Below are 14273 nucleotides of genomic sequence, written 5' to 3' on the forward strand. Positions count from 1 at the left end.
GATTTGGGTCAGGGTTGACCGGGGAGAAGCCGGATCATCAACCCGTTGGCCTCCGCGCACACCGTGCCGTCGGGTCTCCGCAGTTCGGCGTTGACGAACGCCTTGCGCCCGTCGGTCTCCCGGATCCAGCCGGTCGCGGTCAGCGTCGTGTCGATCGGCGTGACGTTGCGGTAGTCGACGTGCAGGAAGGCGGTGCGGCTGATCGGCCGGCCCGCCGCGTGGATCACCATGCCGAAGATCGAGTCGAAGAGCAGCGGGAGCACTCCACCGTGCACGGCGGAGTTGCCTCCGACGTGAAAACGGCTGAACTGCACCGTCAACGCGACGCCGTCGGGCTTCATGCTGGTGATGACGTAGGGCGCCATCAGCAGGCTGCCCGCCCCCGGCAGCGCAGGTACCCGGTTGGCCGGGCCGACACCCTCTGGCGCCTCGCACGGGGCCAGCAGCTCGATCAGCGCGTCCACCCGTTCGGCCGCCTCGGTCCAGGTGTCGCCGTCCGGGTCGGCCGACACGGCGAGGTCCTGCAGTCGCCGCATCGACTCCAGGAAGTGCCCGAAACCCGGTCCTGGGTCGACGGGTTCCAGGAGCGGGAACCCGCCGGTGCCTTCGGTCACCTGGGCGCTCTGCTCTTCGCGCAAGCGCTCATCGCTGCGCCAGGATGTCCCGGCGCACGATCGTCTGCTCCCGGCCGGGGCCGACGCCGATGCACGAAACATGGGCTCCGGCAAGCTCTTCCAGCCGCAGGACGTAATCGCGCGCCTTGCGGGGCAGCTCGTCGAAGGTGCGGCAGGAGCTGATGTCCTCCCACCACCCGGGCAGCTCTTCGTACACCGGTTGGGCGATGGCGATGTCGCTCTGCGTCATCGGCATCTCGTCGGTGCGCTTGCCGTTGACGGTGTACCCGACGCAGACCGGCACCGTCTCCAAGCTGGAGAGGACGTCGAGTTTGGTGAGGAAGTAGTCGGTGATGCCGTTGACCCGGGTGGCGTAGCGGGCGATGACGGCGTCGAACCAGCCGCAGCGACGGGCCCGGCCGGTGGTGACGCCGACCTCCCCGCCGGTCTTGGACAGGTACGCACCGAACTCGTCGAAGAGCTCGGTCGGGAACGGACCGGAGCCGACGCGCGTGGTGTACGCCTTCAGGATTCCCAGCACCGTCGTGATCTTGGTCGGTCCAATGCCCGAGCCGACGGACGCGCCGCCCGCCGTCGGATTCGAGGACGTCACAAAGGGATACGTGCCGTGGTCGACGTCGAGCAGCGTGCCCTGAGATCCCTCGAGCAGCACCGTCTCGCCGTTCTCCAGCGCCTCGTTCAGCAGCAGTCGAGCGTCGGCGATGCGATGCTTGAAGCCCTCGGCCTGCTCGAGCAGCGCGTCGCGCACCTCGTGCGGGTCCAGCGCCTTGCGGTTGTAGATCTTGACGAGCACCTGGTTCTTGAATTCCAGTGCGGCGTCGACTTTTTGGGTCAAGGTATCGGGGTCGAGCACGTCGGAGACCCGGATGCCGATGCGCGCGATCTTGTCCTGGTAGCAGGGTCCGATGCCGCGACCCGTCGTCCCGATCTTCTTGCTGCCCATGTACCGCTCGGTCACCTTGTCGATGGCCACGTGGTACGGCATCAGGAGATGCGCGTCGGCGGAGATCAGCAGCCGCGACGTGTCGACGCCGCGGTCCTCGAGCCCCTTGAGTTCGGTCAGCAGCACGCCGGGGTCGACCACCACACCGTTGCCGATGACGTTGGTGACACCGGGGGTCAGGATGCCCGACGGTATGAGGTGAAGGGCAAAGTTCTCACCGTTCGGAAGGACGACGGTGTGCCCGGCGTTGTTCCCCCCTTGGTAACGAACAACCCACTGGACGCGGCCACCGAGTAGATCGGTGGCCTTTCCCTTGCCCTCGTCGCCCCACTGGGCGCCGATGAGGACGATTGCCGGCATCGCGTTTCTCCCGCTCATCTGCCTCGAATACTGTGACAGCCGGTGACATACCCTATCCGACCTGATCCCCACCTGTTTGCAAGGAGTGCGTTGGCGGCCCCAAACGCGGTGGTGCTGCGGTTCGGTGACCGTCGCGTCCCACGCCCCCTGACGGGCCTGTCCGTCGTCGACGTCACCGCGCCCACCGACGTCGACGACGCCGCGGAAGCGGGCCGTCTCATCGTGCTCGGTACGACAGCCGATCTGGCGATCGTGCTGGCCAGGCTGCTGCGCGCCGACCGATTGGACGTCGAAGTCGCCCTCGTCCGGCGGCCATGGGAGGCCCGGCGGGCACGCACGGGGACGGCGCGCCGGGTGCCCCTGATCCGGGACGAGACGGGCGCCGTACTGACCCGCTACGCCCTCTGGATGCCGCCAGAGGAATCCGCGCCGACGCTGACGGGCGAGGCCGTCGTCGACGATTTCCTGCTCTTCGACGGCGACGTCGCGGGCGTGCGGATCGAGCCGACGACCGACCTGCCCGGACTGCGAGCTCGTGTGCTGGCCGGCAGACTGCGGCGTCGACCGTGGGTGACCGGCCGGGCCGCGCAGCTCGGCACCACCGGAGTGCTCGTCGTGCGCGACGGGGTGCGTGCCGCGCGTCCTGCTCGTAGGTCGACGTTCTACCGACACACGAAGGGCTGGCTTCGCATCCAGTAGTTTCGTTGAGGTGAGCAACGTCCGTCCGCTGCGCCAATCCGTGCGGCCAAGCCCGGTCTTCCTGGCCATCGTGGCGATCACGGTCGCCGGCGGAGTCATCGCCTGGCTCGCCGGCGAACCCCGCTCGGCGCTGTCCTACGTCGGAACGTTCGTCTTCGTGGTGTTCGGCTGGCTGGTGTCGTTGTGCCTCCACGAATTCGGCCACGCGTACACCGCCTGGCGCTACGGCGACCATGACGTCGAGGTGCGCGGATATCTGACGCTCAACCCGCTGAAGTACTCGAATCCGCTTCTGTCCCTTGGAATTCCGGTGCTCTTCATCGCCCTCGGCGGGATCGGACTGCCCGGCGGCGCGGTGTACGTCCGCACGTGGTCGATGACCAAGCGGCAACGCACCACGGTGAGCCTGGCCGGTCCGTTCGCCAACGTCGTGCTGGCGATCGTGTTGTTGACGGTCACGGCGGCATTCTGGGATCCGGAGCACACGGTGTTCTGGGCGGCGATGGCCTTCCTCGGCTTCCTTCAGGTGACCGCGGTGCTGCTCAACCTGTTGCCCGTCCCCGGCCTCGACGGGTACGGCGCGCTGGAACCCCACCTCAAACCGGAGACCCAGCGACAGCTGGCGCCGGTCAAGCAGTGGGGTTTCATCATCCTGTTCGTGTTGCTGATGGCCCCGATGCTCAACCAGTGGTTCTTCGGCCTGGTGTTCTGGTTCGTCGACCTGTTCGGCGCCCCCGGTGGCCTGGTGGCGATCGGCGGCCAGCTGACGCGGTTCTGGTCCGCCTGGTTCTGAGACCGGCACGCCATGGCTTCCCGGTGGCCGCTTGCGGTGCGCGCGGCGACGAGCACCGCGATTCCCGTCCTCGTCGGATCGGCGGTCGGCAACGTCGGCGCCGGCCTGATCGCCACCCTCGGGGCGTTCACCGCCCGCTTCGGCGGCGACCGGCCCTACCTCAACCGTGGCGTGCAACTGGCCGTCGTGTCGGTGTCGCTGGCGACGGCGGTCGCCGTGGGTTCCTGGGCGGCGCAGGTGGCGTGGCTCGGCATCGCGGTGGTCTCGGTGGTGGCGGTCGCGGCGGTGTGGCTGTGCAACGCGCTGGCCGTCGGGCCACCGGGTGCATACGTGTTCGCGCTGGCCTGCGCGGCGGGCGTCGGCGTCTCGGCGGCCAAGCTCGCGCCGTGGCAGTTGGGTGCGCTGGTGCTCTGTGGCGGCTCCGTGGCGTGGCTGGTGCAAATGGCGGGTGCCCTACGCGAACGGCGCCGGCCCGAACGCGTCGCGGTCGCCGCGGCGGGAGCTGCGGTTGCCGCATACGTCGAGGCCGTGGGGTCGGCAGGCGAGACGGCGGCCAGGCACCGCGCCGCAGCGGTGCTGCACGCGGCATGGAACGCGCTCATCGGCTTCCAGCCCACCTCCCGCGCCGACGTCACGCTGCAGCGGCTGAGGGCGGCCAACCACGCCCTGCACGTGTTGTTCGCCGACACCATGACGGCCACCGCCCTCGGCGACGGCCCGCCTCCCGATGCCGCCGACGCCGCCCGCCAGATCGGGGATCTGACGGTCGACCCGGCGACGGTGTCGACGCGTGCCACCGAACGGGCGCCGCTCGGCCGACCTCCCGCCGCAGTACTGCTACGGGCAGCCCTGCGACCCGGTTCGCACGTCAGACACGTCATGGTCCGCGTCGCGATCGCCGCACCACTGGCGGGCACGGCCGCCACGCTGCTGGGGATCGGCCATGCGTACTGGGCCATCGCGGCAGCCGTGCTGATCCTGCATCAGGGCGCCGATCGCAGCCGCACGCTGCGGCGCGGCCTCGACCGGCTCACCGGAACGTGGGTGGGGCTGATCCTCGCCGCAGGCATCCTCTGGCTGCATCCACAGGGCTGGTGGCTGGCCGTCATCCTGGCGGCACTGCAGTTGACCATCGAGATGCTCGTCGTCAGGCACTACGGGCTGGCCTCGGTGTTCATCACCGCCGCGGCCCTGACCATCGCGACCGGCAGCCACCGGGTCGACGTGGTCGAGCTGCTGCTGGCCCGCGGCAGCGACACCCTCGTCGGCTGCGCGGTGGGCGTCGCGGTGTTCCTGGTGCTGAGCCGGTTCCAGGAATCGACCAGACTGCTGGACTCCATCGCCGACACCGTCGACGCCGTTGCCGCGACCGTGCCCCACCTGGCCGCCGACACCGCCACCCTGGCGGCGCGCACCGCACGCCGCGATCTGCAGCTCGCGGCCATCGACATGCGAGACGCCGCCGACGCCGCCGCGGCAGGTTCGGCTCGGTTGCGCGCCACGGGCGAGCGGCTTGCGCCCGCCGCGGTCGCGGCAGAACACCTCGCTTATCGCGCCGTCGCCGCCTGCTGGGAGACGGACAGTCGAGGCTCCGTCCCGCTACTGGGCCCCGACGACGCCGACGCCGTGGTGATTCAGTTGCACGAGCTGGCGGCCGCACTGCGCGCGTGCGCCTTCACCGCCGCGGACGTCACCGCCTTGAACGAGGCGCTCAGAAGCTAGGCGAGGCCGAGCTCGGCGCGAGCCGACCGGTCGCAATCGTCGAGCAGGTCGAGGCACCGCTGGTACTCGTCGGTCTCGCCGATGGCGTCCGCGGCGTGTGCCAGCGCGGCCACACAGCGCAGGAAGCCACGGTTGGGTTCGTGGGAGTACGGCACCGGGCCGAATCCCTTCCATCCGTTGCGGCGGAGCTGGTCGAGACCGCGGTGGTAGCCGGTGCGCGCATAGGCGTAGGCGGTGACCGCCTTGTCGTCGGCGAGGGCCTCCTCGGCCAGCGTCGCCCATGCCACCGAGGCCGTCGGATGAGCGGCGGCGACGATGGCCGGATTCTCGCCTGCGGCCAATTCCGCCTCGGCTTCGGTGTCGCCAGGGAGCCGGACCGGATCAGGCCCCAGCAGATCGCCCATGTGAGTCATGCGCTTATTGTGCCGTGCGGATCACGCGCCGACGCCGTCAGGCTTCGCCGAGCGCGGATGGATAAGCTTTGAGGTAGTCACGAGGGAGGACCGAAACGCGCATGTCGAACCCATCGGGGACGGACGAGAACAACCAACCGGGCAGCGGAACTGGTGCAGACGACGGGTCCTCGCCCGAGACCGAGGTGATCGACCCGGCCGCGCTGGCGGGGGCCGCCGACACCGAGGAGCCCGAGCGCAGATTCACCGCTCCGTCGGGGATGGACGCGGGCAAGACCCAGATCATCCAGACTGCGCCAGAACCGGCCACCGAGATCTTCGCCGTGCCGCAAGCCCATCCCGACGCCGCGGAGGCTGGCGCCTTCACCGCACCCATCCCCCAGGTGGGATCCGCTGCGCCGCAAGTGATTCCGGGCCGGGGTAGCCAGCCAAAGCCGCCGCGCGGTAAACGCAGCTGGGGCTGGGTGATCGCGCTGGTGCTCGTCATCGCCGCGCTGGCCGCGGTCGCCATCCTCGGCACCGCGCTGATGTCGCGCGACGACCCGCCGGCGGTGTCGCAGGAGGACATGGTCCGCACGACGATCCAGAACTTCGACACCGCGATCCAGAAGGGCGACCTCTCGACGCTGCGCACCATCACGTGCGGCGAGACCGCCGACAGCTACATCCGGTACGACGACGACCAGTGGAAGGACATCCACGCCCGGGTCGCCGCGGCCAGGCAGTACCCGATCGTCGCGAGCATCGATCAGGTCGTCGTGCACGATTCGCACGCCGAGGCCAACGTGACGTCGTTCATGGCATACGACCCGTCCACCCGCTCATCGCGGAGCTTCGATCTCGAGCTCCGCGACGAGCAGTGGAAGATCTGCCAAGCGCCCCAGTAACTAGCTTCCGGAGACGCTGCGCCCGCTGCTGTGCAGGTCGTTGCACGCCTCGACGACGCGCTCGGACATCGAGGCCTCCGCCTTCTTCAGGTAGCTGCGCGGGTCGTAGGCCTTCTTGTTGCCGACCTCGCCGTCGATCTTCAGCACCCCGTCGTAGTTGGCGAACATGTGCCCGGCCAGCGGACGGGTGAACGCGTACTGAGTGTCGGTGTCGACGTTCATCTTGACCACCCCGTACTTCAGCGAGTCCTCGATCTCCGACTTCAGCGAGCCCGACCCGCCGTGGAAGACGAAGTCGAACGGCTTCGACCCCTCGGCCAGTCCGAGCTTGGCCGCGGCGACGCGCTGACCCTCGGCGAGCACCTCGGGGCGCAGCTTGACGTTGCCCGGCTTGTAGACGCCGTGCACGTTGCCGAAGGTGGCGGCCAGCAGGTACCGGCCGTGCTCACCCGCACCGAGGGCGTCGATGGTCTTCTCGAAGTCCTCCGCCGAGGTGTACAGCTTGTCGTTGATCTCGGCTTCGACGCCGTCCTCCTCGCCACCGACGACGCCGATCTCCACCTCGAGGATGATCCGGGCCTCGGCCGCGAGCTTCAGCAGTTCCTTGCCAATTTCGAGGTTCTCGTCGATCGGCACTGCGGAGCCGTCCCACATGTGTGACTGGAACAGCGGGTTCTGCCCCTTGGCGACGCGCGCGGCCGAGATCTCCAGCAGCGGGCGGACGTAGGTGTCCAGCTTGTCCTTGGGGCAGTGGTCGGTGTGCAGGGCGACGGTGACGTCGTACTTGGCGGCGACAACGTGGGCGAACTCGGCCAGCGCGACCGCGCCGGTCACCATTTCCTTGATACCGAGTCCGGACGCGAATTCCGCTCCGCCAGTGGAGAACTGGATGATCCCGTCACTACCGGCGTCCGCGAAGCCCTTGATGGCGGCGTTCACCGACTCCGAGCCGACGCAGTTGATGGCCGGGAATGCGAAGGAGTCCGCCTTGGCACGGTCCAGCATTTCGGCGTAGACCTCGGGAGTCGCGATGGGCATGTGGGTTTCCTCCTGGCATTGCACGCGTGGTTCGTCTGTCTGGGAAGTATCTCAACAGACGCCGGTCGGCGACACCTCAGGGTTGGGACGGCTGCACGGCCGGTACGAGGATTCGGCCGGACAGCTCGAGCAGCGCGCGATGCAGATCGGCGTCGTCGATGTCGGCCAGCTCGGGGTCGGCCGCGGCCCGGCCCACACCGGAGCAGAACACCGAGAAGGCCACCCGGTCGACGTCGCTGCGGCCCGGCCCCTCCATCAGGTCGCGGAGCCGGTCGTTCACCGCCTTGAAGTCGGGATCGCTGGTCATCAGCGCGTCAATGGCCGGGTCGCCGTAGAACACCACTGCCAAGCGTCGGTGCCGCACCACCATTTCGACGAGCCCGCTGACGGCGACCGCGCGACGCTGCTGCGGGTCGGCAAGCCCGTCGGCGATTTTGATGACCCGGGCGATGTCCTCGATGCACGGCCGGATCACCTCGAGCGCGATGCCTTCCTTGGAGGGGAATTGGTAGTAGACCGCTGCCTTGCTGACCCCGACCCGGTCGGCAATCATCTGCAGCGACGTGCCGTGGACCCCGTGCTCGGCAAAGAGGGCAACCGCGGCGTCGAGGACTCGCTCCCTGGCCAGGCCTCTCGGTGCTACGGGTTTCGCCAATGCCTTGCCTTCTCCGTGTTCTTTGCTTCCGGCCGGATGTCGCAACTGTACGTCCGTCACATCGCATGAGTGGTCATTAGTGAGCCGTGTAATTGAAGTTAGCCGTTCGGCTTGCTCAACTATCGTCACCGCTCTATTGTTTGACGCGCTAACCACTTGGTGTGGTCAGAGCGACGAAGGAGCATCAGTGGTCGGGATCGTCAAGCGGGCCTGGATACCGCTGCTCATCGTGGTGGTGGTCGCCCTCGGCGGCGTCGTGGTGTACCGGATGCACGGCCTCTTCGGGTCGGACAACGAGACGACTCGCACGGGCGCCGGGCTGGCGCAGGACGCCGAACCGTTCAACCCCAAAGTCGTGACCTATCAGATCACCGGAACGGAAGGCGCCGTGGCGACCATCAACTACCTCGACCTCGACTCGACCCCGCAGCGCGTCGACGACGCTCGTCTGCCCTGGTCGATCACGCTGAAGACCACCAAGCCGTCGGCAAGCGCCACCATCATCGCCCAAAGCGACGGCGATCAGATCGGTTGCCGCGTCAGCGTCGACGACGAGGTGAGAGACGAGCGATCGTCGACCGGCGTCAACGCTCAGGTCTCCTGCCTGGTGAAGTCCGCATGAGCGACCACCAGACGGTCCAGCGGGCCCGGGTTCCTCGGTTCCTGCGCCTGTTCTGCGTGCCCGTCCTGTTGGGTTGGCTGGCGCTCACGGCGCTCGTCAACGTCGTGGTGCCGCAACTCGAGGTCGTGGGGGCAGCCAACTCCACGTCGCTGACACCGAACGACGCGCCGTCCCTGCAAGCCACCCAGTTGGTCGGCAAGAACTTCGGCGAGTACGACTCCAACAGTTCGGCGATGATCGTCCTGGAGAGCGACAAACCCCTTGGCGCACAGGACCACGAGTACTACGACGGCCTGATCAAGGACCTGGAGAAGGACACCACCCACATCCAGCACGTCCAGGATCTGTGGGGCGATCCCCTGACGTCGTCGGGATCGCAGAGCGCCGACAACCTGTCGGCCTACGTCCAGCTCTACATCGCAGGCAACCAGGGCGAGACACTGGCCAACGAATCGGTGCAAGCGGTCCGCGACATCGTCGCCGCCCACCAACCACCACCGGGACTGAAGGTCTACGTCACCGGCGCGGGACCCCTGAACTCCGATCAGCAGCACGCCGGCGACAAGAGTCTTCAGCTGGTCACGGCACTGACCTTCGTGGTGATCGTGACGATGCTCCTGCTGGTCTACCGTTCGATCGTCACGGTGCTCGTCGTCCTGTTGGCGGTGGTGCTCGAACTGGCCGTGGCCCGTGGGATCGTGGCCTTCCTGGGTTATCACCACGTCATCGAACTGTCCACGTTCGCGGTGAACCTGTTGACGCTCTTGGCAATTGCCGCGGCCACCGACTACGCGATCTTCCTCGTCGGCCGCTACCACGAGGCGCGCAACTCCGGCGACGACCGGGAGGACGCGTTCTACGTGATGTATCACGGGACCGCCCACGTCATCATGGGATCCGGGTTGACGATCGCCGGCGCCACTCTGTGCCTGCACTTCACTCGACTGCCGTACTTCCAGACCCTCGGAATCCCCCTTGCCATAGGCATGTTCGTCGTGACCATGTCGGCGTTGACCCTTGCGCCGGCGATGTTGACCATCGCGGCGCGGTTCGGCTTGCTCGACCCCAAGCGAAAGACCAAGACCCGGGGGTGGCGCCGGATCGGGACGGCCGTGGTGCGCTGGCCTGGAGCCATCCTGGTGGCGTCGGCGGCGATCACCATGGTCGGCCTTCTCGCGCTGCCGTCGTACCAAACCAGCTACGACGACAAGAAGTACCTGCCGGCCGACGTGGAGGCCAACATCGGATATGCGGCTGCGGCGAAACACTTCCCCCAGGCGCGGCTCAACCCCGAAGTCCTGATGCTCGTGGCCGACCACGATCTGCGCAACTCCACGGACATGCTCGTCGTCGACCGAGTTGCCAAGGACGTCTTCCACCTGCCCGGCATCGCCCGGGTGCAGACGATCACCCGGCCGCTTGGCACGCCGATCGAAGGCAGTTCCATTCCGTACATCGTCGGCCAGCAGGGCGTCAACCAAAAACTCGGCCAGTCCTACGCCGAACAGCGCACCGCCGACATGCTGACCCAGGCAGCCGACATCAACAAGCAGATCGACGTCCTACGGCAACAGCTGTCGCTGCAGAAGGAAAGCGCTGCCGCACAACAGGAACAGACCGACGACCTCAAGAAGACAGTCGCCGTGACCCAAGAGCTGCGGGACAAGATCGCCAACTTCGACGACTTCTTCCGCCCCCTGCGCAGCTACTTCTACTGGGAACCCCACTGCTACGACATTCCAGTCTGTTACACGTTGCGGTCCATCTTCGACGCGCTGGACGGGATCGGCGAACTGACAGATCTGCTCGGTCAGACCACCGCCAGCCTGGACAAACTCAACGCCCTGCAACCCAAGCTCATCGCGCTGATCCCTCCGCAGATTGCCAGCCAGGAACGCAACCGCGATCAGATCATGACGAACTACGCGACGCAGCAGGATCAGCAGAGCCTGCAGGACCGGCAACAGTCCGACCCCACTGCCCTCGGCAAGGCCTTCGACGACTCCAAGATCGACGACTCGTTCTATCTGCCGCCCGAGGTCTTCGACAACCCCGACTTCAAGAGAGGCCTCAAGCAGTTCGTCTCCCCCGACGGAAAGTCGGTGCGGTTCATCATCTCTCACCAGGGTGATCCCGCGACGCCGGAGGGAATCTCGCACATCGACGAGATCAAGAACGCCGCATTCGAGGCCATCAAGGGAACGCCGCTGGAGACCTCGAAGATCTATCTGGGCGGCACGGCGGCAACCTACAAGGACATGCGCGACGGCTCCAACTACGACCTCGTCATCGCCGCCGTCTCGGCCATCTGCCTGATCTTCGTCATCATGCTCATCATCACCCGGGCAGCGGTCGCCGCACTGGTGATCGTCGGCACGGTGGCGTTGTCGCTGGCTTCGTCATTCGGGTTGTCAGTTCTGTTGTGGCAGCACGTGATCGGCGTCCCATTGCACTGGCTGGTGCTCGCCATGTCGGTCATCATCCTGCTGGCGGTGGGGTCGGACTACAACCTGCTGCTGGTGTCGCGGTTCAAGGAGGAACGCGACGCAGGCTTGAACACGGGCATCATCAGGGCGATCGCGGGCAGCGGCAGCGTCGTGACTTCGGCCGGTCTGGTGTTCGCGTTCACGATGATGTCGTTTGCGATCAGCGACCTGAAGGTGATGGCCCAGGTGGGCACCACCATCGGCCTCGGCCTGCTCGTCGACACCCTGGTGATCCGGTCGTTCCTGACACCGTCGATCGCGGCGTTGCTGGGCCGTTGGTTCTGGTGGCCGCTGAACGTGCGCCAGCGTCCCGCCCGCCATCGTCAGACCGTCAGCACCATCCGGTAGCGCGCCTTGCCTGCGTCCATGGCGGCGTACGCCTCGGCGGCTTGGGCCAGCGGGCGCTCCTCGATGACGGCTCGGACGCCGGACTGCACCGCGAAGTGCATCGTCTCCTCGACGTCACGGGCCGTACCCGACGGGTGCCCGGTCACCGACAGGCCGGCGTTGATCAACTCGAGCGGGCTGATGGGGAGATTCTCGGTCGTGACGCCGATGATGACCAGCTCGCCCTGGGGGCCGAGGCCGCCGACGGTCGCGGCCATCGCCTCGGAGTTGGCCGCCGTGGCGAGCACCACCGCCGCGCCGCCGAGCTTCTGCAGCGCCTCGGCGACGTCCTCGGACGTCGAGTCGACGTAGTGGTGTGCGCCCAACTCCTTCGCGTCGGCCGCCTTGCCCGAACCACGGGCGATGGCCACCGTCTCGAAGCCCATCGCGCGGGCGAACTGCACGCCGAGATGTCCGAGCCCGCCGACGCCGAGGACCGCGACGAGGTCACCGGCCTTTGCCTTCGTGCTGCGCAGTCCGTTGAACACCGTCACGCCGGCGCAGCCCAGCGGTGCCGCCTCCGCGAACGACAGACCGTCGGGGATACGGGCCATGGCCGTCGCAGGCACGATGACCGACTCCGCGTAGCCGCCCGGGTACTGCAAGCCGGGCACCTGCAGACGTTCACACTGCATGAACTGGCCCTTGCGACACGGGTTGCACCGGTTGCAGTTGCCGCCGAACCACCCGACCTCGACGCGGTCACCGACGGCGAAGTCCTCGACGCCGTCGCCGAGTTCGGCGACGGTGCCCGCAATCTCGTGTCCTGGCGTGATGGGCCAGTTCAGACCAGGCATACCGCCGTTGACGAAGGCGTGATCGGTTCCGCACACGCCTGCCGCGACCACCGCGATCCGCACGTGGTCACGCGGCGGGGACGTGGTCTCGACCTCGACGAGGATGAGCTCGGCGCCGGGGGATGCGACGTGGACGGCCTTGTGAGTGGGCATGGGTTGAGGTTAACGACCGGGCGTCCACCACGTGAGGCTGTCGGGGACTTCAGTTGCCGCCGGTATCCTCGGCAGCCATGACCACCACGACCCTGGCGCTGCTGCCGGACTTCCTGGACCCCTTGACGCTCCTGGGTTACTTCGGCACGTGGGCGCTCGTCGGTCTGCTGGTCGTCGTGTTCATCGAGTCGGGTGTCCTGTTCCCCGTTCTGCCGGGAGATTCGCTGCTCTTCGTCGCCGGCATGCTCGCCGCGGGGACGGCCGCCCAGGCCGACACCGTGCAGACCAACTTCCACCTGTGGCAGCTGCTGCTGTTCATCCCCATCGCCGCGGTGGCCGGCAGCCAGGTCGGCTACTGGATCGGACGCAGCCTCGGCACGTCGATGTTCAAGCCGACCAACCGCGTCCTCAAGCAGAAGTACCTCGACGAGGCGCATGCGTTCTTCGAGGAGCGCGGGCCCTTCGCGATCGTGCTGGGCCGGTTCGTCCCGATCGTCCGCACGCTGGTCCCCATCACGGCGGGCGCGGCGAAGATGAACTACGGCGTCTTCACCCTGTTCAACGTCATCGGGGCCGTCGTGTGGGGCGTCGGGCTGACCCTGCTCGGCTACTGGCTCGGCCAGTTCGAGATCATCCAGAAGCTGCTCGAGCCGATCTTCATCGTGATCGTCCTGGCGTCGCTCGCCCCGATCGTCTACGAGTGGTACAAGCGGCGGAAGGCAGCCAAGCGGGCCGGCGAGGCCTAGCCGAGTCCCAGCGCGGACGCCAGCGTCCGCAACGCGGAACGCGGATCGGCGGTCGGGTCGTCCCCGAGCACCTGAACCACCACGTGGTCGGCACCGGCATCCAGGTGGGCCCGTAGCATCGCCGCCGCGTCGTCCACCGAGCCCATGCCGACGAGCCCTCGGGCCAACCGGTCGGATCCGCCACGGACGAGGTCTGACTCGTCGAAACCCTGGCGCAGCCACGAGTTCCGGTAGTTGGGCAGCCCGCTGTAGACGTTGAGGTGCCCGTGCGCCGCGCTCAGCTGCTCTGCGTCGTCGCCACCGACGACGACGGCCTGCTCGGAGACGATCCACTTGTCCGGGCCGAGGATTTCGCGGGTCTTGCGGGACTGCTCCGGCATCACCAGATACGGGTGGGCACCGTCGGCTGCCGTGCCCGACAGCTCGATCATCTTCGGCCCGAGTGCGGCGAGCAGGCGCGCCGGCCTGCCAGCGCCCGGTTCGATCTGCTCGGGCACGGCGGCCATCTTCTCAAGGTAAGAGCGCATCGTCGCGAGCGGTTTCGCGTAGGTCCCGCCGAAACCGTGCTCGACGAGCGGGGCGTGACTCACCCCCAGCCCGAGGACGAAACGTCCGGGGTGCAGCGCAGTCAGGGTGCGTGCGCCAGACTCGGCTGCCGACGCGGCCCTAGCGTGAATGTTCGCGATACCGGTGCCAACGACGAGCCGCTCGGTGGCCGCGAGGAACGCCGCCGACTGCGTCAGGCACTCCTTGCCGGTGACTTCCGGGATGAACAGCGAACCGTAGCCGAGGGCTTCGATCTCCCTGGCGACGTCCTGGGCGTCGGCGATGGGCCAGGTGTCACTGGACCACCACACGCCGATGGTGGCGGGAAAGTCGATCCGGGCGCGTTGGGTTTCGGTCACGCGATCGATGGTAGGCGGTCAACCATCGGGTT

14 protein-coding genes are annotated in these 14273 nt (G+C 67.5%); 7 read left to right on the forward strand and 7 right to left on the reverse strand.

Annotated features, from left to right (window positions below; genetic code table 11):
- Positions 1–8: 8 nt before the first annotated feature.
- Positions 9–638: a PaaI family thioesterase gene (locus ASD37_RS10565; protein WP_056550887.1), complete on the reverse strand. Its 630-nt coding sequence runs from the start codon at positions 636–638 to the stop codon at positions 9–11.
- Positions 639–642: 4 nt separating this feature from the next.
- A complete protein-coding gene (locus tag ASD37_RS10570; RefSeq protein WP_056550888.1) occupies positions 643–1938 on the reverse strand; it encodes an adenylosuccinate synthase in 1296 nt (431 codons plus the stop codon).
- A 90-nt stretch (positions 1939–2028) separates the two neighbouring features.
- On the opposite strand from ASD37_RS10570, the gene ASD37_RS10575 reads away from it, so the two are divergent.
- Genes ASD37_RS10575 through ASD37_RS10585 form a run of 3 tightly spaced genes read left to right on the forward strand, consistent with a single transcriptional unit; the run spans position 2029 to position 5152 of the window.
- The gene (locus ASD37_RS10575; RefSeq protein ID WP_056550889.1) at positions 2029–2637 is read left to right on the forward strand and encodes a hypothetical protein; all 609 of its coding nucleotides are present in this window, start codon (positions 2029–2031) and stop codon (positions 2635–2637) included.
- A 10-nt stretch (positions 2638–2647) separates the two neighbouring features.
- Positions 2648–3430, forward strand: coding sequence for a site-2 protease family protein (locus ASD37_RS10580; RefSeq protein WP_056550890.1), 783 nt, complete (start codon positions 2648–2650; stop codon positions 3428–3430).
- Positions 3431–3442: 12 nt separating this feature from the next.
- Positions 3443–5152: an FUSC family protein gene (locus ASD37_RS10585; RefSeq protein ID WP_156720825.1), complete on the forward strand. Its 1710-nt coding sequence runs from the start codon at positions 3443–3445 to the stop codon at positions 5150–5152.
- Here the strand turns inward: ASD37_RS10585 and ASD37_RS10590 are convergent.
- Entirely contained in the window at positions 5149–5565 is a 417-nt protein-coding gene (locus ASD37_RS10590; RefSeq protein ID WP_056550892.1) for a DUF3151 domain-containing protein, read from the reverse strand. The genes ASD37_RS10585 and ASD37_RS10590 overlap by 4 nt on opposite strands.
- A gap of 101 nt (positions 5566–5666) precedes the next feature.
- Between ASD37_RS10590 and ASD37_RS10595 the strand changes: the two genes are divergently transcribed.
- On the forward strand, positions 5667–6452 hold the full coding sequence (locus ASD37_RS10595) for a hypothetical protein (RefSeq protein WP_056550893.1): 786 nt from the start codon (positions 5667–5669) through the stop codon (positions 6450–6452).
- Here the strand turns inward: ASD37_RS10595 and fbaA are convergent, their stop codons facing one another.
- A complete protein-coding gene (gene fbaA, locus ASD37_RS10600; RefSeq protein WP_056550894.1) occupies positions 6453–7490 on the reverse strand; it encodes a class II fructose-bisphosphate aldolase in 1038 nt (345 codons plus the stop codon).
- Positions 7491–7566: 76 nt separating this feature from the next.
- Complete coding sequence (locus tag ASD37_RS10605) at positions 7567–8145, reverse strand: TetR/AcrR family transcriptional regulator (RefSeq protein ID WP_056551063.1); 579 nt, start codon at positions 8143–8145, stop codon at positions 7567–7569.
- A 187-nt stretch (positions 8146–8332) separates the two neighbouring features.
- Between ASD37_RS10605 and ASD37_RS10610 the strand changes: the two genes are divergently transcribed.
- Together ASD37_RS10610 and ASD37_RS10615 are read left to right on the forward strand one after the other, a co-directional pair.
- Positions 8333–8767: an MmpS family transport accessory protein gene (locus ASD37_RS10610; RefSeq protein ID WP_056550895.1), complete on the forward strand. Its 435-nt coding sequence runs from the start codon at positions 8333–8335 to the stop codon at positions 8765–8767.
- Positions 8764–11601, forward strand: coding sequence for an RND family transporter (locus ASD37_RS10615; protein ID WP_056550896.1), 2838 nt, complete (start codon positions 8764–8766; stop codon positions 11599–11601). The genes ASD37_RS10610 and ASD37_RS10615 overlap by 4 nt, the downstream gene beginning before the upstream one ends.
- On the opposite strand, the gene ASD37_RS10620 is transcribed toward ASD37_RS10615, so the two are convergent.
- On the reverse strand, positions 11577–12590 hold the full coding sequence (locus ASD37_RS10620; protein ID WP_056550897.1) for an alcohol dehydrogenase catalytic domain-containing protein: 1014 nt from the start codon (positions 12588–12590) through the stop codon (positions 11577–11579). The genes ASD37_RS10615 and ASD37_RS10620 overlap by 25 nt on opposite strands.
- A gap of 77 nt (positions 12591–12667) precedes the next feature.
- Here ASD37_RS10620 and ASD37_RS10625 point away from each other — a divergent pair, with 77 nt between their 5' ends.
- Complete coding sequence (locus ASD37_RS10625; RefSeq protein ID WP_056550898.1) at positions 12668–13336, forward strand: DedA family protein; 669 nt, start codon at positions 12668–12670, stop codon at positions 13334–13336.
- On the opposite strand, the gene ASD37_RS10630 is transcribed toward ASD37_RS10625, so the two are convergent.
- Positions 13333–14241 carry an LLM class F420-dependent oxidoreductase gene (locus ASD37_RS10630; RefSeq protein ID WP_056550899.1) on the reverse strand — a complete coding sequence of 303 codons (909 nt, stop codon included), beginning with the start codon at positions 14239–14241 and terminating at the stop codon, positions 13333–13335. The two genes, ASD37_RS10625 and ASD37_RS10630, sit on opposite strands and share 4 nt — an antisense overlap.
- Positions 14242–14273: the final 32 nt, after the last annotated feature.

The sequence above is a fragment of the Mycobacterium sp. Root135 genome (genome assembly GCF_001426545.1).
Taxonomy (GTDB): Bacteria; Actinomycetota; Actinomycetes; order Mycobacteriales; family Mycobacteriaceae; genus Mycobacterium.

What these genes read in the sequence shown, in the direction of transcription:
- ASD37_RS10570 (WP_056550888.1), bottom strand. Translation starts at nt 1,938, where the DNA reads ATGCCGGCAATCGTCCTCATCGGCGCCCAGTGGGGCGACGAGGGCAAG.
- ASD37_RS10585 (WP_156720825.1), top strand. Translation starts at nt 3,443, where the DNA reads ATGGCTTCCCGGTGGCCGCTTGCGGTGCGCGCGGCGACGAGCACCGCG.
- ASD37_RS10590 (WP_056550892.1), bottom strand. Translation starts at nt 5,565, where the DNA reads ATGACTCACATGGGCGATCTGCTGGGGCCTGATCCGGTCCGGCTCCCT.
- ASD37_RS10595 (WP_056550893.1), top strand. Translation starts at nt 5,667, where the DNA reads ATGTCGAACCCATCGGGGACGGACGAGAACAACCAACCGGGCAGCGGA.
- fbaA (WP_056550894.1), bottom strand. Translation starts at nt 7,490, where the DNA reads ATGCCCATCGCGACTCCCGAGGTCTACGCCGAAATGCTGGACCGTGCC.
- ASD37_RS10615 (WP_056550896.1), top strand. Translation starts at nt 8,764, where the DNA reads ATGAGCGACCACCAGACGGTCCAGCGGGCCCGGGTTCCTCGGTTCCTG.
- ASD37_RS10620 (WP_056550897.1), bottom strand. Translation starts at nt 12,590, where the DNA reads ATGCCCACTCACAAGGCCGTCCACGTCGCATCCCCCGGCGCCGAGCTC.
- ASD37_RS10625 (WP_056550898.1), top strand. Translation starts at nt 12,668, where the DNA reads ATGACCACCACGACCCTGGCGCTGCTGCCGGACTTCCTGGACCCCTTG.